The sequence below is a fragment of the Bradyrhizobium sp. CCBAU 53338 genome, assembly GCF_015291665.1.
Lineage (GTDB): Bacteria > Pseudomonadota > Alphaproteobacteria > Rhizobiales > Xanthobacteraceae > Bradyrhizobium.
Window position 1 is genome coordinate 7,146,449 of record NZ_CP030048.1, and the last position, 20,734, is coordinate 7,167,182.

At 63.7% G+C, this 20,734-nt stretch carries 15 protein-coding genes; 7 read left to right on the forward strand and 8 right to left on the reverse strand.

What is annotated here, in order from left to right; all coding sequences use genetic code 11:
- Positions 1-9 precede the first annotated feature (9 nt).
- The gene (locus XH90_RS33630; protein ID WP_194478507.1) at positions 10-1,146 is read right to left on the reverse strand and encodes an acyl-CoA dehydrogenase family protein; all 1,137 of its coding nucleotides are present in this window, start codon (positions 1,144-1,146) and stop codon (positions 10-12) included.
- Between the two features lie 266 nt (positions 1,147-1,412).
- Here XH90_RS33630 and XH90_RS33635 point away from each other — a divergent pair, with 266 nt between their 5' ends.
- Both XH90_RS33635 and XH90_RS33640 read left to right on the forward strand, forming a co-directional pair.
- Positions 1,413-2,963, forward strand: a complete 1,551-nt coding sequence (locus XH90_RS33635; RefSeq protein ID WP_194478508.1) for a long-chain fatty acid--CoA ligase — start codon at positions 1,413-1,415, stop codon at positions 2,961-2,963.
- 87 nt (positions 2,964-3,050) lie between these two features.
- The gene (locus XH90_RS33640) at positions 3,051-4,271 is read left to right on the forward strand and encodes an ABC transporter substrate-binding protein (RefSeq protein WP_194478509.1); all 1,221 of its coding nucleotides are present in this window, start codon (positions 3,051-3,053) and stop codon (positions 4,269-4,271) included.
- A 78-nt stretch (positions 4,272-4,349) separates the two neighbouring features.
- Here XH90_RS33640 and XH90_RS33645 read toward each other — a convergent pair whose 3' ends face one another.
- A complete protein-coding gene (locus tag XH90_RS33645) occupies positions 4,350-5,120 on the reverse strand; it encodes a helix-turn-helix transcriptional regulator (protein WP_194482896.1) in 771 nt (256 codons plus the stop codon).
- Positions 5,121-5,306: 186 nt separating this feature from the next.
- Between XH90_RS33645 and XH90_RS33650 the strand changes: the two genes are divergently transcribed.
- From XH90_RS33650 to XH90_RS33665, 4 genes are all read left to right on the forward strand, one after another.
- Positions 5,307-7,565, forward strand: coding sequence for a marine proteobacterial sortase target protein (locus tag XH90_RS33650; protein ID WP_194478510.1), 2,259 nt, complete (start codon positions 5,307-5,309; stop codon positions 7,563-7,565).
- A gap of 90 nt (positions 7,566-7,655) precedes the next feature.
- Positions 7,656-8,225 carry a class GN sortase gene (locus XH90_RS33655; RefSeq protein ID WP_194478511.1) on the forward strand — a complete coding sequence of 190 codons (570 nt, stop codon included), beginning with the start codon at positions 7,656-7,658 and terminating at the stop codon, positions 8,223-8,225.
- Positions 8,226-8,368: 143 nt separating this feature from the next.
- Positions 8,369-10,588 (forward strand): acetate--CoA ligase family protein, encoded by a 2,220-nt coding sequence (locus XH90_RS33660; RefSeq protein ID WP_194478512.1) that lies wholly within the window; start codon positions 8,369-8,371, stop codon positions 10,586-10,588.
- 180 nt (positions 10,589-10,768) lie between these two features.
- Positions 10,769-11,599, forward strand: a complete 831-nt coding sequence (locus XH90_RS33665; RefSeq protein ID WP_194478513.1) for an MlaD family protein — start codon at positions 10,769-10,771, stop codon at positions 11,597-11,599.
- Positions 11,600-11,602: 3 nt separating this feature from the next.
- On the opposite strand, the gene XH90_RS33670 is transcribed toward XH90_RS33665, so the two are convergent.
- From XH90_RS33670 to XH90_RS33680, 3 genes are all read right to left on the reverse strand, one after another.
- Positions 11,603-14,566, reverse strand: coding sequence for an autotransporter domain-containing protein (locus tag XH90_RS33670; RefSeq protein ID WP_194478514.1), 2,964 nt, complete (start codon positions 14,564-14,566; stop codon positions 11,603-11,605).
- 335 nt (positions 14,567-14,901) lie between these two features.
- A complete protein-coding gene (locus tag XH90_RS33675; protein WP_194478515.1) occupies positions 14,902-16,404 on the reverse strand; it encodes an NAD(P)/FAD-dependent oxidoreductase in 1,503 nt (500 codons plus the stop codon).
- Positions 16,405-16,524: 120 nt separating this feature from the next.
- On the reverse strand, positions 16,525-17,283 hold the full coding sequence (locus tag XH90_RS33680; protein WP_194478516.1) for a trypsin-like serine protease: 759 nt from the start codon (positions 17,281-17,283) through the stop codon (positions 16,525-16,527).
- Between the two features lie 85 nt (positions 17,284-17,368).
- Between XH90_RS33680 and XH90_RS33685 the strand changes: the two genes are divergently transcribed.
- On the forward strand, positions 17,369-18,004 hold the full coding sequence (locus tag XH90_RS33685; protein WP_194478517.1) for an HAD-IA family hydrolase: 636 nt from the start codon (positions 17,369-17,371) through the stop codon (positions 18,002-18,004).
- 104 nt (positions 18,005-18,108) lie between these two features.
- Here the strand turns inward: XH90_RS33685 and mtnA are convergent, their stop codons facing one another.
- The 3 genes from mtnA to XH90_RS33700 form a co-directional block, all read right to left on the reverse strand.
- The gene (mtnA, locus tag XH90_RS33690; protein ID WP_194478518.1) at positions 18,109-19,218 is read right to left on the reverse strand and encodes an S-methyl-5-thioribose-1-phosphate isomerase; all 1,110 of its coding nucleotides are present in this window, start codon (positions 19,216-19,218) and stop codon (positions 18,109-18,111) included.
- Positions 19,219-19,235: 17 nt separating this feature from the next.
- Complete coding sequence (locus XH90_RS33695; protein ID WP_194478519.1) at positions 19,236-20,111, reverse strand: S-methyl-5'-thioadenosine phosphorylase; 876 nt, start codon at positions 20,109-20,111, stop codon at positions 19,236-19,238.
- A 105-nt stretch (positions 20,112-20,216) separates the two neighbouring features.
- Positions 20,217-20,489 carry a phosphopantetheine-binding protein gene (locus XH90_RS33700; protein ID WP_194478520.1) on the reverse strand — a complete coding sequence of 91 codons (273 nt, stop codon included), beginning with the start codon at positions 20,487-20,489 and terminating at the stop codon, positions 20,217-20,219.
- Positions 20,490-20,734: the final 245 nt, after the last annotated feature.

Below are 20,734 nucleotides of genomic sequence, written 5' to 3' on the forward strand. Positions count from 1 at the left end.
TTCCTCTCGTCACAACCCCATCTGCCGCGACGCCAGATCCTTCATGATCTCCTCGGTGCCGCCGCCGATGGCATTGACCTTGACTTCGCGGTAGATGCGCTCGGCCTTGATGCCGCGCATAAAGCCGGCGCCGCCAAAGATCTGAACGGCTTCGGAAGCGCAGAACGCCATGGTCTGCGTCGCCTGGTTTTTCATCATGCAGATTTCTGCCACCGGGCTTTCGCCCTGCTCGAGTCGCCAAGCCAGCATTTCCAGCATCGCTTGCGACGCCGCAACCTTCTGCGCCATGTCGACGATCTTGTGCCTGATGACCTGATGCTGGGCGAGCGGCTTGCCAAAGGTCTTGCGCTCCTTGGCGTAGGCGACCGCCTCGTCGAGACAGACGCGGGCAAAGGCGGTGCAGCCCGCGGCCATGCCCATGCGCTCGCTGTTGAAGTTCTGCATGATGATCTTGAAGCCTTGGCCCTCCTCGCCGATCAGGTTTTCGGCCGGCACACGGCAATCGTCGAAATGCAGCGTCGCGGTGTCGGAGGCCCACCAGCCCATCTTTTTCAGCCTGGTGCGCGACAGGCCGGGCGTATCGCCTTCGATCAGGAGCAGGCTGACACCGCCGGCACCCTCGCCGCCCGTACGCACCGCAACGGTCAGATAATCGGCGCGCACGCCCGAGGTGATGAAGGTCTTCTCACCGCTCACGACGTAGTGATTGCCGTCGCGCCGGGCGCGGGTACGGAGGCTCGCGACATCTGACCCGCCGCCCGGCTCGGTGATGGCGAGCGCCGAGATCTTCTCACCTGACAGCACCTGCGGCAGCACGCGTGCCTTCACTTCGGGCCGCGCTGCGCGGGCGATCGGCGGCGAGCCGATGGTGTGGCTCATCAGACTGGCGCTGACGCCGCCGGCACCTGCCCGCGCCAATTCCTGGCTCGCAACGATCTTCATGAACTGGTCGGCGGCGATCCCGCCATATTCCTCGGGGAATCCGAGGCCCAACAGGCCGATCTCGGCCGCCTTGCGATAGAGCGCACGAGGGAATTCGCCGGCCTCGTCCCACTCATGGGCGAACGGCGCGATCTCCTTGTCGACGAAGCGGCGCATCACGTCGCGGAAGGCGTCGTGCTCGGCGGTATAAAACGGGCTCTTCATGGCGTGCGCGCCTTCGACGACTCTCTTCTCGTTCCACCATGGCTGGAACATCGCCGGCTCACTTGCGCGCAGTGGCTGGCTGGGGGAGCAGCACCTCGCGGGTCATGGCCTAGCAACTCAACGCAAGACGATTTTCACCCCTCGCAGGCCAACTCCAAATCAAAAAAGACTGCTGCACAGAAACTCCGGCTGGCCTCCCAGGGCCAGCCGGGCATGGTGCACAGCAATAAAATTCAGGCGGCACAAGACCGCCGAGGGAGGAAGCGTTGGCCGTTCGTTACTACGACTGGATCGCTCATCATGCGCGCCGCGCTCCCGGCAAGGTCGCGACCATCGATCTCGCGAGCGGCCGCCGCTTCACCTATGCAGAGCTCAATGCGCGCGTCTCGCACCTCGCCTCGTTCTTCCGTCATACGCTGAAGGTTGCGCGCGGCGATCGCGTCGCGGTGCTGGCGCTGAACACGACCGACACGCTGGAGGTGCAGTTCGCGTGCGGACGATTGGGTGCCGTCTTCGTGCCCCTGAACACCCGCCTCACCGTCCCCGAGCTTCAGTTCATCACCGGCGATTGCGCGCCGAAGGTGATGATCCACGACACCGATCTGGCCGAGACGGCGCTGAGCGTCGCAAAGCTCTGCAACGTCGCGACAAGTTTGCTGCTCGGGCCCGGCGGCGCTTATGAGGCAGGCATCGCCGCGGCGAAACCGCTCGAGCGCGCCGAAGAAGTCACGCTCGATGATATCTCGACCATCATGTACACGTCGGGCACGACGGGACACCCGAAGGGCGCGACCATTACGCATGGCATGACCTTCTGGAATTGCGTCAATCTCGGCGGGCCCGCCTGCATCGGGCCGTCCTCGGTGCTGCTCACCGTGCTGCCGCTGTTCCACACCGGCGGATTGAATTGCTACACCAACCCGGTCCTGCATGCCGGCGGCACCGTGATGATCATGCGTGCCTTCGATCCCGGCACGGCGCTCGGCCTGATCGGCGACCCGGCGCAGGGCATCAACGTGTTCTTCGGCGTGCCCGCGATCTACCAGTTCATGGCGCAGCATCCGGCGTTCGCAACGACCGATCTGTCCCGATTGATCGTCGGCGGTGTCGGCGGCGCGCCGATGCCGTTGCCGCTGCTGAAAGCTTGGGAAGCGCGCGGCGTCGCGCTTCAGCAGGGTTACGGCATGACCGAGACCTCGCCGGCCGTGCTGGTGCTCGATCGCGAGGACGCGGCGCGCAAGGCCGGCTCTGCCGGCAAGCCGGTGCTGCACACGGAGGTCCGCATCGTCCGCCCCGACGGCAGCGATGCCGATGTCGGCGAGCTCGGTGAGCTCTGGGTCAAGGGACCGAACATCACGCCGGGCTACTGGAACAGGCCCGAGGCGAACAAGACCTCCTTCACCGACGGCTGGCTGCACACCGGCGATGCAACCCGCGTCGATGACGAGGGCTTCTACTACATCGTCGACCGCTGGAAGGACATGTACATCTCCGGCGGCGAGAACGTCTATCCGGCGGAGGTCGAGAACGTCCTGCACCAGCTCACCGCGATTGCGGAGGCCGCGGTGATCGGCATTCCCGACCCGCAATGGGGCGAGGTCGGCCTCGCCATCGTCGCGGTCAAACAAGGCCAGCGGCTGACCGAGGCCGACGTCTTCGCCCATTGCGCGGCCAATCTGGCGCGCTTCAAATGCCCGCGGCAAATCCGCTTCATCGATGCCCTGCCGCGCAACGCCACCGGGAAGATCCACAAGCCGACCCTGCGCAAGGAATTCTCGGTGGCTTCCGAAGTCGACAAGAATGTCGCCAATGCCTGATCAAAGCGCCCCTTCGCGGGCGCTTCTGTTTTTTGACGTGCCTGCCCCAACCCAGAAGAATCGCCAAGGAAAAACCAAGGAATTTTCATGAACAAGAAACTCCCCCTGCTTGCCGCAGCGACCGCGCTGACGCTGCTCTCAACCCAGGGCGCCTTTGCCCAGAAGACATACGACACCGGCGTCACCGACACCGAGATCAAGATCGGCAATGTCGAGGCATATTCCGGCCCGGCGTCCGCCTACGGCATCATCGGCAAGACCGAGGAAGCCTATTTCAAGATGATCAACGATCAGGGCGGCATCAACGGCCGCAAGATCAACTTCATTTCCTATGACGATGGCTATTCGCCGCCGAAAACGGTGGAGCAGATCCGCAAGCTGATCGAGAGCGACGAGGTCTTCCTCGTGTTCAACGCGCTGGGCACACCGACCCAGACCGCCGTGCAGAAATATCAGAACTCCAAGAAAGTGCCGCAGCTCTTCCTCGCCACCGGCGCCAGCAAGTGGAACGATCCGAAGAACTTCCCCTGGACCATGGGCTTCCAGCCCAGCTACCGGGTCGAGGCACGGATCTTCGCAAAATACATTTTGAAGGAGAAGCCGGACGCGAAGGTCGCGATCTTCTATGCCAACGACGATTTCGGCAAGGACTACCTTGCCGGCATCAAGGACGTGTTCGGCGACAAGGCCTCGAAGCTGATCGTGGCCGAGGAAAGCTACGAGACGTCGGAGCCCTCGATCGATGCGCATATCGTCAAGCTCAAGGATACAGGCGCCGATGTCTTCGTGAACATTTCGACCCCGAAATTCGCGGCTCAGGCCATCAAGAAGATCGCCGAGCTTAACTGGAAGCCGATGCATCTGATGACCGACGTGTCGGTGTCGATCGGGGCGGTGATGAAGCCCGCCGGCTTCGAGGCTTCCGAGGGCGTGCTCTCGGCCGGTTACCTGATGGATGCGTCCGATCCGCAGTGGAAGGACAACGAGGGCATGAAGAAGTTCCTGGCCTTCATCGACAAGTACATGCCCGGCGCCAACATCTCGGACACCAACCTGGTCTACGGCTACGCCGCCGCCCAGACGATGGTGCAGGTGCTGAAGCAGGCCGGCGACAATCTCACCCGCGAGAACGTGATGAAGCAGGCCGCGAGCCTGAAGGACTTTATCCCGGATACGCTGATCCCGGGGATCAGGATCAACACGTCGGCCAACGATTTTGCGCCGATCGAGCAGCTGAAGATGTGGCGGTTCAAGGGTGGTCACTGGGAGCTGTTCGGCGACATCATCAGCGCCGAGGTCGGCGGCTAGTTCGCCACGAGCCTCGCACATCTCGAGGAAATAGCGGCCGCAGGGCCGCTATTTTTCTTGCAGGCCGCGCGCGGCGGACTATCCCGGCAGCAAGAGCGCAAAGGATTCCTCGACGGTACGGCGCAAATGATCGCGGTAGATTGCATGGTTGACGTCGCCAGGCGCGATCCGCCCCAGCGACGGAGTCGGGACATTCTTGAGCGGCACATAAGCGATCGGCGCAGCGACCGGCGTCAATTGCGAGCCGGCGCCGGCGCGCAGCGTCGAGATGATGCCATACATCGCGCCAGTCACGGTAGGCCGCGACACCGTGATCACCCGGTGCTGGCCATGCTTGTTGATGACAAGATAGATGAATCCGGACTGATGCGGCACCGCGACTTCGCCGGTGTGCTCGTAGGCCGCGTCCGTCCGCTCGCCCTCGCGGAAGACCAGCGAGGAGACCTTTGGCTCCCAGACGATCTCGGTGCGATAGGCAAAGATCGCATCCTTGTCGCCAAAGGAAGGTCGCAGCGTGATGTAGACACCCTCGAGCCATGTCACGGCGCGATGCGAATAGGAGCCGAGGCCGTCAGGGGCGACATCGCTGCCTGCCGCGGGCGCCGGCGCAACCTGGCTCTTGCGCAGGGACACGCCTAGCGCCTGCTCCAGCCGGACCGTGGTCGCCAGTGTGAACGGACGACGGCCGCCGAGCGCCTTTTCCAGCGTCGACAGGCTGAGCTTGGCCTGCTCGGCCAGCGCCTGCCGCGAGATGCGGCGCTTGGCGATTTCCTCGCGGATCGTCTCTGCAACCTCCCGGCTCTGCTCGTCCGAAAGCTGCTTGTCAGAGAGCTTGTCTTGCGTCTGCATCATTAACCCTGCTCCACGGCGGCCAGTCTAGCAGGGCGGACAAGTCAGCACAAAACCGGACACGGCCGCCCAAGCCGCCGGCCGCCCAGGCCGACCGCGACGGAACATTGCCAATCATTCTGCTCGCGGGATCCGGCCCTCCCGACCGATGCTCAGCGTCGTCAAACACGCTTCGGGAGCAGGCAAATGGACAATTACGACACGGTCGACAGCGACGAACACCCTTGGCTCGGCAGGCTGATCAAGGTCGGGCTGTTCCTGCTGGCGCAGAGCATCGCCGTGCTCCTGGTCAGTTTCGTGGCCCTGCTGGTGAGCTTCGAGACCTCCTGGTCGGCGACGACGGAGCAGGCGAGCCTGCTTCAGCCTGGGGACGCCAAATCCGGCACCCTCCTGCTTAGGGAAGACGTTGCCTATACTGAAGCCATCCGCCTCGGGATCGACGTCGACGTCACGGTCTCTGGTCCGACGCTGCGCACGCGCGTCACACAGATCTTCCGCAATCCGACCAAACACTGGGTCGAGGCGACCTATGTCTATCCGCTGGCGAGTGCCGGCGCGGTCGACACGCTGAAGATGGTGGTCGGCGATCGCGTCATCGTCGGCGACATCAAGGAGCGTCAGCAAGCGCGAACCATCTACGAGCAGGCCCGCCGCACCGGGCAGAAGGCCGCACTCACCGAGCAGGAGCGGCCGAACATCTTCACCAACTCGGTCGCCAATATCGGCCCCGGCGAAACCGTGCTCGTGCAGATCGAATATCAGGAGCCGGTGCATCAATCAGGCAACGAATATTCGCTGCGCGTGCCGCTGGTGGTCGGGCCGCGCTACAATCCGGCACCGATCGTGCAGAGCGTCGACTTCCGCAAGGACGGCTCCGGCTGGGGCGCAACCACGTCCGACCCGGTGCCGGACCGTGACCGCATCTCGCCACAGGTCCTCGATCCCGCCGAGAACGCGCCGGTGAATCCGACCAGCATCACGGTGCATTTGCATTCCGGCTTTGCGCTCGGCGAGGTGAAGAGCCATTACCACAACGTCAAGATCGAGAGCCCCGACGACACGACACGCGTGGTGACGCTTGTCGACGGCACCGTGCCCGCCGATCGCGACTTCGAGCTGACTTGGAAGCCGGCCGCCCAAAAGGCGCCTTCGGTCGGCCTGTTCCGCGAGCACGTCGGCGATGCCGACTATCTGCTCGCCTTCGTCACGCCGCCGGCCGCCGAGCAGGCCACGCAGAAGCCGCGGCCGCGCGAAGTGGTGTTCGTGATCGACAATTCCGGCTCGATGGGCGGCACCTCGATCGAGCAGGCCAAGGCGAGCCTTCTCTACGCACTCGGCCGCCTCCAGCCGAACGACCGCTTCAACGTGATCCGCTTCGACGATACCATGGACGTATTGTTTCCGGCCTCGGTTCCGGCCGACGCTGCGCACGTCGGTGAAGCGACCTCGTTCGTCAGCGCATTGCAGGCCCGCGGCGGCACCGAGATGGTACCGGCGATGCGTGCGGCCCTGACCGACAAGCTCGCCGACACCAGCATGGTTCGCCAGATCGTCTTCCTGACCGACGGCGCGATCGGCAACGAACAGCAATTGTTCGAGACCATCACGGCGATGCGCGGCCGCTCGCGCATCTTCATGGTCGGCATCGGCTCCGCGCCCAACACCTACCTGATGACGCGGGCCTCCGAACTCGGTCGCGGCGCCTTCACTCATATCGGCTCCGTCGAGCAGGTCGAGGAGCGCATGCGCGGCCTGTTCGCCAAGCTGGAGAATCCCGCCGTGACCGGCCTCAGCGCAAAATTCTCCGAAGCCAAGGCCGATATCACCCCCGCGATCATCCCCGACGTCTACCGCGACGAGCCGCTGGTGCTGGCGGCGAAGCTCGACAAGCTCGCGGGCTCGCTGGAGATCAAGGGTCGCGTCGGCGACCGGCCATGGTCGGTGACGCTGCCGCTGCAAAATGCCGCCGAAGGCAAAGGCCTGTCGAAACTCTGGGCCAGGCGCAAGATCAGCGATGCCGAGGTGGCGCGGACGCTCCGCGAGATGACCCCTGAGGATGCCGACAAGACCATCCTTGCGCTGGCCCTCGACCATCAGATCGTCACGCGGCTGACCAGTCTCGTCGCAGTCGACAAGACGCCGAGCCGGCCCGAAGGTGAACCGCTCGAGCTCAGCGAACTGCCGATCAACCTGCCGGCGGGCTGGGATTTCGCGAAGGTGTTCGGCGAACGGCCGCAGCTGACGCCGGCGCAATTGCGCGAACGCCGCGCCGATGCAGGCCAGCCTGCAGCAAGGCCGGCCCCGGTCACGTCGGATTCGATCCGCTTGCCCAAGACCGCGACCTCGGCCGAACTGAAGATGATCGCAGGCCTGGTCATGATCGCACTCGCCCTGATCCTGTTCGTGTTCAACCGGCGTCGGACCTTGCTCACCGACGCTGCTTGAGGGAGGAGCCCCCCGAACTCCTCTTGCTTGGCGCGCGCGGCTGCCCGTCCCGAAACCAACGGCCGCGCGCGCTTTTTTTTGGTGTAACCCATGCCCCGCCTCGTCTCGCCTCTGGTGCTCGCACTCGTCGGAACGTTCCTGCTCGGCGAAGGCGCCTATATTCACGCCAAGGCGTGGCTCGCTCAGGTGCTGCTGGAGCGTGCGTTCGAGCGGAGCATTGCGATCGGACAGCCGGTCAAGCCGTGGTCCTGGGCGGATACCTGGCCGGTGGCGCGGATCGAGGTGAAGCGGATCGGCGCCAGCGCCATCGTGCTCTCTGGTACAAGCGGTCAGGCCCTCGCCTTCGGCCCCGGTCATCTCGACCAAACGGTCGACGCCGGCGAGCGCGGCGTTGCCGTATATGCCGCACATCGCGATACACATTTCCGCTTCCTGCGGAATGTCGTCATAGGTGACGTGGTCGATGTCACACGCAGCGACGGCAAGCATTTTCGCTACCGCACGGACGGCTCGGCGGTTGTCCGTTTCGACGCATCGGGCATCGATCCCTCGACGCAGGATTTCGAGCTTGTCCTTACGACTTGCTGGCCGTTCGACGCCGTCACGTCCGGCCCCGAACGCTACCTCCTGCATGCCACCCTGATCGGAGATCGCGAATAGCATGGCCGAAGATTAAGGGCTTCGCTTGCGATCCGTCGCGCATTCCGCCACGCGGCATGCAGCACGGCTGGTTGCCACTCCACACAACTCGCCATACGATCCGGAGACGCACGACCAAGAAGAACAACAGGTGAGATCACGCCATGGAAGCTCAGGTTTCTACCGCATCGGTTCCTGCCCGCCCATGGTCGCCACCACCCGATGCCAGCGACATCGTCAAAGGCATCCACGCCATGCTGCATCCGCACAACATCGTGCTGGTGGGCGCAACCGACAAGCCGGGCAATTACGCCGAGCGCATCTGGAACAATCTGGTCAAATACGGCTTCGAGGGCGGGCTCTATCCCGTCAACGCCAAGCGCGACACCATCTGGGGCGTGCCGTGCTACAAGGACTTTGCGAGCCTCCCCGAGAAGCCTGACCACGTTTTGGTGCTGGTGCCGGCGCGCTTTGCCGTGCAGGTGATCCGCGATGCCGCTGCCGCGGGTGCGCGGTCGGCCACCATCGTCACCTCGGGTTTCAGCGAGTTGCAGGACGAGGAGAGCCAGAAACTCGCCGCGGAGCTGCAACAGGCAGTGCGCGAAACGGGCCTCGCGGTCACCGGCCCCAACTGTCTCGGCAATTTGAGCGCCGGCGAAAAGCTCTTCACCAATATCGACGACCGCATCGTCACCATGGAACAGGGTGCGGTGGCGATCGCCGGCCAATCCGGCGCCATCGTCATGGCGATCCGGCAGGCGCTGGAGGATCGCGGCGTCGGTGTCGGCTACATGGTGACCACGGGCAACGAGACAGGGCTCGAAACGCCCGACCTCATGCGCTATTTCGCGGAGGATCCCAGCGTCAAGGTGATCGTGGTCTATCTCGAAGGCGTGCGCAACACCAAGGCGTTTCGGGACGCCTGCAAAGCCGCGCGCGCCGCGAGCAAGCCGGTGATCGCACTCAAGCTCGGATCATCGGAAGGTGGCCGCGCGGCAGCGATGGCGCATACCGGCGCGCTCGCCGGCTCGATCGAGACATTCGACGCGATCGCAACCCGCGAAGGCGTGATCCGCGTAAGCGGGCTCGACGAATTGATCGAGACCGCCGAATGCTTCGTCCATGCCAAAGTTCCCAAAGGCAATCGGCTCGCGGCGGTCTCGCTCTCCGGCGGCAAGCGTGGCATGCTGATCGACGCCTTCTACGCGGAGGGCCTTAATTTTGCACCTTTGAGCCCACATGCCAGCGGCGAGCTTGCGAAAATGCTGGGGCCGGGTTCGATTGTCGGCAATCCGCTCGACGCCGGCTTTGCGGCAGTCGTCGATCCCTCCGTCTACATGAAGTCGATCAAGCTGATGATCGACGATCCCGACATCGATGTCGTGATCATTGATGCTGAATTGCCCAAGGCTCCGCACGAGTTGCGCGAGCGGAACCTGCGGATCGTCGACGAGATGGCAAGCCGGGCCGGAAAGCCCGTGATCTATGTCAGCGCGATGTCGATCGGCTTCACGGAGTTCACCAAGGGTCTGCGCAAGTCGCTGCCGCACCTCACGGTCATGCAAGGACTCGACCGTGCCGTCACCGCGATCAAATCGCTGCTCGCTTATGCGAAGCTGCGCAAGGAGGTGCCCGACATCGTCTCGAGCTCGAAGCCCGCCGCGCGCGCTGTGCTGGAGAAGGCGCTGAAATCCGCGACCGGCGCTGCGCTCGACGAAGTCGCCTCGAAGAAGCTGCTCAAGGCCTATGGCATTCCGATTTCGAAGGAGGGTATCGCGCAGACCTCCGTGGAAGCCGTGAAGATCGCCAAGCAGATCGGATTTCCGGTCGTGGCCAAAGTCGTCAGCGCCGAGATCCTGCACAAATCGGATATCGGAGGCGTGGTGCTTAACCTCAAAAGCGCAGCCGAGGTGAAGAAGGCATTTGCCGACATCACCGCGCGGGTGAAGAAGCTCAAGGGCAAGCCGAAGCTCGACGGCATCCTGATTGCGCAGCAGGTCAAGGCTGACCTCGAACTCGTGGTCGGCGCCTCGCTCGACGCCGAGATGGGGCCCGTCGTTCTGTTCGGCACAGGCGGTGTCGATATCGAGCTGATGAAGGACGTGGCGCTGGCCGGCGCACCGCTGGACGAGGCCGAGGCGCGGCTCCTGATCGGCCGCACCAAGGCCGGCGTCAAGATGCGCGGCTATCGCGGCAAGCCGGCTCTGCACGAAGTTTCCGCCGTCAAGGCACTGGTTGGGCTGTCCAACCTGATCGCGGACGCCGGCGACCGGATCGCTTCCATCGACGTCAACCCGTTCCTGATCAACGCCAAGACCGGCGTCGCGGTCGATGCACTGATCGTGTTGAACAATGCCGCAGCCAAACGCGCCGCGAAGCATTGATGTCGCGTAGGGCCGATTGGCGAAGCGCAATCCGCCTATTTGTACAAATGCCAGCATCAAACGGCGGGTTACGCCTCCGCCTTCGCTCTTCCAGCTACGGCGGACAAGTCGTTAACCCGCCCGCGCTAGTATTGCGGCCTTCTTCCAACTTCCCCGCTTTGGTCGTAAAATCGCACCCGCATGGCACGCGCGAGCAATCTGGTGATCGGAACGGCGACGCTGGCGGTGATCGCCGTGGCGTTCGGCGGCCTGCTCGGCGTGCAGAAGTGGCGCACGGTTCAGAGTCGCAGCCAGTTGCGCGTGGTGTTCGAGGGCGGCTCCGCGAGCGGACTGCGCCGCGGCGGCCCGGTCAATTTCGACGGCGTACCGGCCGGCCAGATCTTGTCGATCAAGCTGGACAGTCCACGCAAGGTCGTGGCTCTGGTGTCGCTCGACAACACCGCGCCGATCCGCAAGGACACGGTGGCCGGCATCGAGTTCCAGGGCCTTACCGGCGTCGCCGCGGTTTCGCTGATCGGCGGCGCTCCGTCCGCGCCACCGGTGCCGCTGGATTCTGACGGCGTCCCCGTGCTGACCGCCGATCTCAGTGACGCCGAATCCATCGTCGACACCTTGCACAGCGTCGACCGCACCATCGTCAGCAACGCGCCCGCCATCAAGGAGGGCCTGCGCACCTTCGAGGACTATACGGCCGATCTCAAAGGCAAAGGCGACGAGATCGACGCGGTGATGCTCAAGGTCGACAATGCGTTTGCCGGCTTCGACAAGGCGGTCACCAAGATAGAGGGCGTGGTGCCGGGCTTCGTCGACGGCAAGGCCGACGAACTGTTCGAAAAGGTGAAGGGGCTGCACGAGCTCGCCGACACCATGAAGAAGAAATCGGCAAGCTTCCTCGAAGACACCCGCCGCTCGCTGCTCGATGTCAGCGAGGCCGCCAACAAGATGAGCGGAACGCCCACGCCCGCCGCGGCTCCGCGCCCGCCGCGCAAGCCGACGCAAAAGAAACGATAGAGCCTACCAGGTGTAGCGCAAGACGGCCTTGCCGGCGGTGGAGCGCGTGACGCTCGAGAACTCGCCCTCGAAGGTTGCCGAAGCGGACCAGCCGTTCATCCAGTTCATTTGCACCGACGCCGTGGTCAGCGCGGAATCGCGCGCCAGCGCCGCGCCGTTCACGACGAAGGCCGAACCCGGCAGCGCCTGGAACACCGCGCCGACCGTGCGGTCCGGATTGAAATCATGCGCCCAGGCGGCGCGGCCGCGCAGGGTCACCAAGCCGCCGGCGGCGGCGAACGATCTGTCGGCGCGCAGGCCGAGCTCGGTGCGGGTGCTGGTCACGTCCTTTGCGGCATAGTTCAGTGCGAAGGTGTTGTTGCCGACCACGGCGAATTCCGAATAGCTCGGCAGGCTGAACAGCGTGGCCTGGACCGCGGCATAGGGCTTCAGCCCGATCCATGGCGTTGCGTGGCGATAGCCGCCCTCGATACGGCCCGACACGGCGTTGGTGTTGAACTGCGCACGCAGCTGATCGGTGCCGGCCGCGGTGACGATGCGGTTGGTCGTGACATCCTGCCAGCCATAGGCCAGCGCGGCCGTGATGTAGGCGGGGCCGGAATTGTGACGAACGAAGGCGCCAGCCTGGAACAGGTCGGAGTGCCCCCAACCGAGTCCGTTGACGCCAAAGCCGGTGCCACCACCGGCGAGCGCGAAGCCCGCAACCGTCGACGGCGAGAAGCGGTAATCGAGACCGACCGCAGTGCCGTAGAGGCTGCTGGTGGTGGCGTTGGAGCCGAGCCCCGCATGGCCGTCAGTGGTCTGCAAACCGCCGAAGCCGGCGGCCCAGACATCCCAGCGCTGCTCGAACGTCGGAGCCGGCGCCTGGCGATAGATCGAGGCAAAGGCATCGCTCGGTCGCCTGCCGGCCGCAGCATAGGCGTTCGCACTGATCTCGTCGGCATAAGGCGTCGCACCCGGCGTGCCACTGCGGCCCGCACCGAAAACGTCGGTCAGCAGGCCCATGAACAGGTTCATCGCACTGAACGTCGTCTGCTGCGATCCCGTTGCGGACTCACCCGAGGCCTGGGTCAGTCCGGCGGGGCCGAGGCCCGCGAGTTCGGCTGGTAGAACGCCGTTGGCGTCGAAGAAGTTCTGAAGGGTCGTCGCGACGTGCTGCTGGTTGATGTTGAGCGCGTATTTCGCGCCGTAGTTCAGCGTGAAATCGAGCAAGACCTCGTTCGAGCCGACGGCCGTCGTGCCAATCAGTCCACCTGGTGCGGCAACACCGGCAAAATTGCCTGAAGCGGTGCCGAGGAAGTCCATGATCGCGTAGTGCTTCATCACCGTGCTGCCGGGATACAGCGCAACGCCGACCATGCCGTTCAACGCGACATTGCCGGTGACGAGCGCATGGCTCGTGCTGGAGGCGCTGCCAACCTGCACGACATAGACCGAGCCGGCCTGAAGAGTGAGATCGCCCTGGACCTGCATGCTCGAACCCGGCCCGCCATCGCCGGGAGCGTAGGTGCCGTCGTTGCCGATGACCGTGTTGCCGACGATGCCGGCGCCATACAGCGCGCCGCCCGCATTCACCGTGGTCAGGATGGACTGCGAGATATCGCCATCGACGCGCAGGATGCCGCCATTCACCGTCGTCGTGCCGGTATAGGTGTTCGTGCCGGAGAGGATCAGCGTTCCGCTGCCGACTTTTTCCAGCGAGCCCGGTCCGGCGGCACCGCAACCGCAGGGATTGAAGTCGCCGATGACGCCGCTGACCTCGGTCGACAGATTGTTGCCGCCGACGACGAGCGTGTTGCCGCCGCCGATATAATAAAAGCCGCTCCCTTCGATCGATCCAGCGGTGATGCGGCCGTCGCCGGCGGGGCCGGTGCCGCCGCCGAAATCGACGATGCCGGTGCCGGTGGTGATGAAGCGCGCGGCGCCGCCGGTGGAATTGTCGAAGAACGAGGTCTGGCCGCCGTCCCTGGTGATGATTGTCGCATTGCCGGCAGTCGAGAACGCACCAAAATCGGTGATGCCGTTGGCTTCGTTGATGATCGTTGCGTTGGCGGCGGTCGCAGTGCTTCCGGGCACGGCGCCGAACGTCGTACCGCCAAAATCCTTGTTGACGATGGTCGCCGACCCCGCCGAAGCTTGATCGATGAACGCAGTGCTGCCGCTGTTCTGGTTGGTGATGCTGGCCGAGCCCGCACTGGTCTGACTGAAGAAGGCGATCAGGCCGCCGTCATTGGTAATGGTCGCCCGACCGGCCGTCGCGGTGTGGGTCCCGCTCCCGGTCGGATCACCGAAATAGATCTGGCCATTGTTGGTGATCGTCATGGCGCTGGCCGAGGTCGCATTGAGGAACGTCGTCACGCCGGAGAAAGCGTTCGTGAGCGACGTGACGCCCGACATGTCGGCGTTGACGATCTTGAACAGGCCCTCGTTGGTGACGCCGCCGATGATGCTGCCGGTATGGGTCGCATCACCAAGCTGCAACGAACCACAGGTGCAGATGAAGGTATCACCGGCATAAGTATTGGCGCCGAGCAGCGCCAGGAAACCAGGGCCCTGCACCGAGATGCCGCCACTACCGACGATGCGGGACGTGATCACGGCCGAGGGATCCCCGGTGCCGGTCACATCGTTAGTGAAGAACGTGGTGCCACCTGGTGCCAGCCTGAGGTCACCGCCCTGGATGGTATAGATCGAGCCGTCGCCGGTGAGGTCGAAGCCCATGAGACTGGTGAGTTGCACGCCGCCTGGCGTGACCGTCACCGTACCGCCCGTCGCGGGCGTCGAGGGACCGCTGCTGCCGAACAGCGTGCCGGCTGATGCGGGGTCATAGGCCGTGCTGGTCGAGCCGAAGAAGTCGGTCCAGTTCGTCGTGACGTTGTCCCAGACGCCGCCACCGCCGTTGACCGAGCCGTTCGGTGTGGTCTGCGATCCGTTGAAGACCTGTTGCGCGGATGCGGGGCTCGCCATAACGGCCACGCTCGAGGCGAGGCCAAGCCAGAGTGCCGTGGCAACACACCAGCGCGCACAACCCTGCCCGCTCGATGGCAACCCAGCTTCCAAGTTCAACCCCTGCCACGCGGCGCTCCCAGTGGCGCCGCCGAGGAATTTAGGGCACGGGGATGATCAGTAGAACTACGGCCGGGTCAGAATCCGGCTTCGAGCCTGCAACCTGGACAGATTCGACACATGATGTTGCAACCGGGCCACGTTTTGACACGTTCAACTGCGGCAGAATGGCCGGCCATATGGACGGCCATTCACATCAGCACATCCACAGTCATGGATCGGGCTGCCGGAAACCCTCACCCATACAAAAACGCCTTGTCATCAAGATCCGTCTTCGGGATTTCGTCCTTCTCGGTCCAGTAGTCCTGGCTATGCTGCCATTCCGGCTTGTCGCCGCGCTTGGGCAGCAGGTTCATGTTGCGCATGATGTAGCCGGGGTTGAAATTCTCCGGATCGATCCACGGCAGGATCGGCATGTTGTGGTCTTCGGGCCGCAGCTTGACCTCGACTTTCTTCGCGCCCTTGGCCTTCATATGGCCGAGCAGACGGCAGACGAAGTCCGCGACGAGATCGACGCGCAGCGTCCAGCTCGCACGGAAATAGCCGAACACCCAGACCATGTTCGGCACGCCCGTGAACATCATGCCGCGATAGGTGACGGTATCGCCGAAAGCGAGCGGCTTGCCGTCGATCTCGAATGCGATGTCGCCGAGCGCCGAAAGATTGAAGCCGGTCGCGGTGACGATGACGTCAGCTTCCAGCAGCTTGCCGGATTTGAGCTGGATGCCGTTCTCGACGAAGCACTCGATCTCGTCGGTGACCACCGAGGCCTTGCCGCTGGCAATGCCCTTGAACAGGTCGGCATCGGGCACGAAAGCGATGCGCTGCCGCCACGGGCGGTAGCTCGGCGTAAAATGCGTCTCGACGTCGTAGTCCGGACCGAGAACCGCGCTGATTTGACCGATCAGCTCCTTCTTCACCTGCTCGGGCTTGGCCAGGCAGAGCTTCGTGAACGCATCCTGCTCGAACAGGATTTTTCGTCGAACAATCTCGTGGATCCAGGCTTCATCCACCTGGAGCCGGCGCAACTCCTCCGCGATCTCGATGGCGTTGCGCCCGAGGCGGAAATAGGTCGGCGAGCGCTGCAGCATGGTGACATGCGCGCAATCGTCCGCGATGTTCGGCACCAGTGTCGCAGCGGTCGCACCCGATCCGATCACAACGACCTTCTTGTCCTTGAGTTCGATGTCGTCGGGCCAGGTCTGCGGATGGACGATTCGCCCCTTGAAGCGATCCATGCCCTTCCACTCCGGCGTATAGCCTTCAGAATGGCGATAATAACCCTGGCACATCCAGAGGAAGTTGGCGGTGAAGGTCCTGGCCTCGCCGGTGTCCGTCGTCACGGCCTCGACGGTCCAGAGATTCTGCTCGCTCGACCAGCTGGCCGAGACGATCTTGTGCTTGTAGCGGATGTGGCGGGCGATATCGTTGTCGTCGATCACCTCGTTCATGTAGGCGAGGATCTCCTCGGCGGTCGCGATCGGCGGCCCGACCCAGGGCTTGAAGCTATAGCCGAAAGTGTGCAGATCGCTGTCCGAGCGAATGCCGGGATAGCGATGCGTGCTCCAGGTGCCACCGAAGGTCGCCTGCGTCTCGAGGACGACGTAGCTCGTGCCCGGAAGCTGCTTTTCGATGTGATAGGCGCTCCCGATGCCGGAGATTCCGGCGCCGACGATCAGCACGTCGAAATGTTCCGAAGCCTGTTTGGTCGTGGCGTGACTGCGAACAGCGACATTCATTGTTGCTTCTATGCCTTGTCATTTTCAGGCCGCCTTGATGGCGACGCGTTTCCTCCGCGACGGGCATGATCGTCCATCGCGCTTCCCTTGCAAAATGACATAGATCAAGTCGCGATCAAACTACAACGCCGCGCCCCAGCTCCGCGCGGTCTGCAAGATCCAGTCGCGATAGAGCGTCAGCGGCGTAACCCCGGTCAATCCGCCGCAACCGGCAGCGCCGTTCGGCCCCGTGGACCAGCTGATGACGCCGACGAGCACGGCACCGCCCGGCTTGTCCTCGAACACCGGGCCGCCGGAATCACCGGTACAGGCACCGATTCCGTCACGAACACCATTGGTTACGGGATCGACCAGGCGGATCTGGAACGTGCCGGGCTGGCCTGTGACAACGAGACCGGCGACGCGAATCGTACCACCGCTCTTGCCATCACCGCGAACGGTCACGCCGATACCGGCGATGGCAAAGCGGCTGCCGACACGAATTGGAATGTCGGGCGCGCCGACTGGTACCGTCGATTTTCCCTTGAGTGGAATTTCCAGTTGCAGCAACGCCACGTCGGCCGTGGCGCGGTGCGCCAGCATGGCCTGCATGTTGAAGCTCGGGTGGATCGCGACGGCGCGCACGTTCAGCAACTGCGGCGTACCGTCCGCGCCGCGATCAACAATTTTGTAGTCTGCGCCGGGCTGCACGCAATGGGCAACCGTGAGCACGAGCTTCGGCGCGATCAGGCTGCCCGTGCAGAAATTGCCGCGCGAACCGACGATGGTGACAACCGCACGCGCAACGCCATCCGTCTGCGGCGTGCCACCGCCGACGATCGCGTAGGCAGGCGTGGCAAGCAGCAGCGTGGATATGACGAGAGTCACGAGATTCTTCATGGAACACGCTCTGGCGTCGGCAGGACTGGCCCTTGCGGATAGCGCATGCTAGCCCTCTTGGAAAGGAATTGACGAGGGCAGGATCTTGGCGATCGAGGCTGTAATCTTTGATTTTGGCGGCGTGTTGACGAGCTCGCCGTTCGAGGCGTTCACGCGATTCGAGACGGAGCGCGGCCTGCCCGCCGACATCATCCGGCGCACCAACGCCGCCAATCACCTGGAAAATGCCTGGGCCAGGTTCGAGCGCGCCGAGGTCGATATCGAAACTTTCGACGAGTTGTTCGCCGGGGAATCGCGCGCCCTCGGCGCTGAAGTGCGCGGCCGCGATGTGCTGCCGCTGCTGCAGGGCGATCTGCGTCCAGAGATGGTCGAAGCCTTGAAGCGCATCAAGGCACAATTCAAGACCGGCTGCATCACCAACAATCTGCCGGCCAATGCGATCGGCAGCATGACCGGGCGCTCGCTCTACGTCGCCGAGGTGATGGTGCTGTTCGACCACGTCATCGAGTCCGCCAAGATCGGCCTGCGCAAGCCTGACCGGCGCATCTACCAGCTGATGGTCGAGACGCTGAAGGTCGATCCAGGCAAGTGCGTCTATCTCGATGACCTCGGCGTCAATCTAAAGCCCGCGCGCGAGATGGGCATGACCACGATCAAGGTCACCAGCGGCGCGCAGGCGATCGTGGAGCTCGAAGTTGCCACAGGGTTGACGCTGGCGTAGTCTATCATTTTCGTCATTGCGAGCGCAGCGAAGCAATCAAGAGTCGTTCCGCCGCGGTGCTAAACTCGCAATGACGGGTGTGGCGAGACTCGCCTGAATAGAGCCTACTCCGCCGCAGTGGCGATCCGTTCCGGAAATGCCGCCGCCAGCGAGGCGCGGTCGGGCTTGAGCACGCCACGCTCGGTGATGAGGCCTGTGACGAGGCGCGCCGGGGTCACGTCGAACGCGTAGTTCGCAACCGGCGAGCCCTCTGGCACGATGCGCACCGTCTCCAATCGGCCGTCGGCGGTACGGCCGGTCATGTCGGTGACCTCAATGCCGCTGCGCTGCTCGATCGGGATGTCGCGGATGCCGTCATCGACGGCGAAATCGATCGTCGGCGACGGCAGCGCGACGTAGAACGGCACGTTGTTGTCGTGCGCGGCGAGCGCCTTCAGATAGGTGCCGATCTTGTTGCAGACGTCGCCATTGGCGGCGACGCGGTCGGTTCCGACGATGGCGAGATCGACCATGCCGTGCTGCATCAGATGCCCGCCGGTATTGTCGGGGATCACGGTGTGCGGCACGCCGTGATGCCCGAGTTCCCAGGCGGTGAGCGAGGCACCCTGGTTTCGCGGGCGCGTCTCGTCGACCCAGACATGGATCTTGATGCCGCGCTCGTGGGCGAGATAGATCGGCGCGGTCGCGGTGCCCCAATCGACAGTGGCGAGCCAGCCGGCGTTGCAATGGGTCAGCACGTTGATCGTCTCGCCCGGTTTCTTCCTGGCCACGATCGCTTCGATCAAGGCTAGACCATTGGCGGCAATGCCGCGATTGATCTCGACATCCTGCTCGACGATCTCATCGGCGCGGGCGTAAGCGGCTTCCGCCCGTTCGACCGGATCGATCGGCGCGAGCGTCGCGCGCATCTCGTTGAGCGCCCATTTCAGATTGATCGCGGTCGGTCGCGCCACGACGAGCGTATCGTAGGCGCGCTTCAGACCGGCGTCTGAGGCGTCCTCGCGCATCGCGAGCGCCATGCCATAAGCCGCCGTCGCGCCGATCAGCGGCGCGCCGCGCACCAGCATGTCGCGGATCGCCATCGCCGCGTCCTCGCACGAGGTCAGCTTCGCAATGACAAACTCGTGCGGTAACCGGCGCTGATCGATCGCGCCGACCGACCAGCCGTCACGCTCGCGCCAGATGCTGCGGAAATGTTTGCCATCGACCTTCATCGATCATGCCTTTCGTCTCAACCGCGCAGGATGCGCCCGGCCACTGCGTCGAGCTTCTTCAAAAGCTCGGGATCGCGCGCTTCGGGCGCGGTGATCAGCGCGGTGTCGAGCGCGCGATCCGAGCCGATCGGGCACGGCTCGTGCTCACGCGGGAAATCCTTGGCCAGCCGCGCCACCAGCGCCTTGGCCTTGTCGGCGTTTGACGTCAGTACGCGGATGATGTCCTGCACGGTGACTGCGTCGTGATCGGGATGCCAGCAGTCGAAATCCGTCACCATCGCGACGGTCGCGTAGCAAATCTCTGCCTCTCGGGCGAGCTTTGCCTCGGGCATGTTGGTCATACCGATGACTGAATAGCCCAGCGTTTTGTAGGTCATGCTCTCCGCGTAGGTGGAGAATTGCGGCCCCTCCATGCAGACATAGGTGCCGCCCCGTGCGATCGCGATACCCTCGGCTTCGGCCGCCGCAGCCAGATGGATGCGCAGCCGCGGCGAGACCGGGTGCGCCATCGAGACATGCGCAACGCAGCCCTTGCCGAAGAACGAGCTCTCGCGCTTGTGGGTGCGGTCGACGAACTGGTCGACGAGGACGAAGGTACCGGGCGGCATCTCCTCCCTGAAAGAACCGCAGGCCGAAAGCGAAATCAGATCCGTGACGCCGGCACGCTTCAGCGCGTCGATATTGGCGCGGTAGTTGATATCGGAGGGCGACAGACGGTGGCCCTTGTCATGCCGCGGCAGGAACACGATTGGCAGACCAGCAATTGTCCCGCGCCGCACCGGTGCTGACGGCTCACCCCAGGGGCTCTTGATCACTTCTTCGCGCGCGCCCTCGAGACCCGGCAGATCGTAGATGCCGGAGCCGCCGATGATGCCCAGTACCGCCTGTGTCATGCCTGCTCACCCCTGTCCGCCACCTGCGACATGGTTAAGCTATGCCAGTTTTGCGGCGGTTTTGAAACGGGGTGGCGAGGGTCCTGCCGGGAAGCGGCGGCCGGATTAGGCCGCAGTCGCCGGTTGCAGCTGGGTCGCGACCATGCGTTCCAGCGTCTCGATGGACTGGAAATTCTCGGGCGTGATCTCGGCTTGCGGAATCGTGAAGTCAAACTCGGCTTCGACGCCCAGCATCAGATTGACCATGTCCATCGAGGTCAGGCCGACATCGACGAGCTTCGTGGACAGCGTGATATCGGCGGCGAGCGAGTTCTGCGCGAGGATGCCCTTCACCAGCTTGATGATGCGGTTACGCACGTCGGTGCCGAAGGCCTGCATGGTTAAATTCCCATATGTCCAAAATAGATCGAACCTGTCGCCCGGTACGATGGGCGCGACGGACTGATCTCACAATGGGTGTCACCATTACTTCGCGTTTCTTAGTAAACGATGACTCAGATTGTCTGGAATTTGAGCTTCTTCCAGAACCCTAACGCCATCACGGAAATTCGGGCCATGCAAACAACCGGGTCTTAACTGTTCGTTCGGAATTGCAGTTCGTTTACCCTCAATTTCATCGACGA

Coding starts and splice junctions, on each gene's coding strand:
- XH90_RS33630 (WP_194478507.1), bottom strand. CDS start 1,146: ATGAAGAGCCCGTTTTATACCGCCGAGCACGACGCCTTCCGCGACGTG.
- XH90_RS33640 (WP_194478509.1), top strand. CDS start 3,051: ATGAACAAGAAACTCCCCCTGCTTGCCGCAGCGACCGCGCTGACGCTG.
- XH90_RS33645 (WP_194482896.1), bottom strand. CDS start 5,120: ATGCAGACGCAAGACAAGCTCTCTGACAAGCAGCTTTCGGACGAGCAG.
- XH90_RS33650 (WP_194478510.1), top strand. CDS start 5,307: ATGGACAATTACGACACGGTCGACAGCGACGAACACCCTTGGCTCGGC.
- XH90_RS33655 (WP_194478511.1), top strand. CDS start 7,656: ATGCCCCGCCTCGTCTCGCCTCTGGTGCTCGCACTCGTCGGAACGTTC.
- XH90_RS33660 (WP_194478512.1), top strand. CDS start 8,369: ATGGAAGCTCAGGTTTCTACCGCATCGGTTCCTGCCCGCCCATGGTCG.
- XH90_RS33665 (WP_194478513.1), top strand. CDS start 10,769: ATGGCACGCGCGAGCAATCTGGTGATCGGAACGGCGACGCTGGCGGTG.
- XH90_RS33670 (WP_194478514.1), bottom strand. CDS start 14,566: ATGGCGAGCCCCGCATCCGCGCAACAGGTCTTCAACGGATCGCAGACC.
- XH90_RS33675 (WP_194478515.1), bottom strand. CDS start 16,404: ATGAATGTCGCTGTTCGCAGTCACGCCACGACCAAACAGGCTTCGGAA.
- XH90_RS33680 (WP_194478516.1), bottom strand. CDS start 17,283: ATGAAGAATCTCGTGACTCTCGTCATATCCACGCTGCTGCTTGCCACG.
- mtnA (WP_194478518.1), bottom strand. CDS start 19,218: ATGAAGGTCGATGGCAAACATTTCCGCAGCATCTGGCGCGAGCGTGAC.
- XH90_RS33695 (WP_194478519.1), bottom strand. CDS start 20,111: ATGACACAGGCGGTACTGGGCATCATCGGCGGCTCCGGCATCTACGAT.
- XH90_RS33700 (WP_194478520.1), bottom strand. CDS start 20,489: ATGCAGGCCTTCGGCACCGACGTGCGTAACCGCATCATCAAGCTGGTG.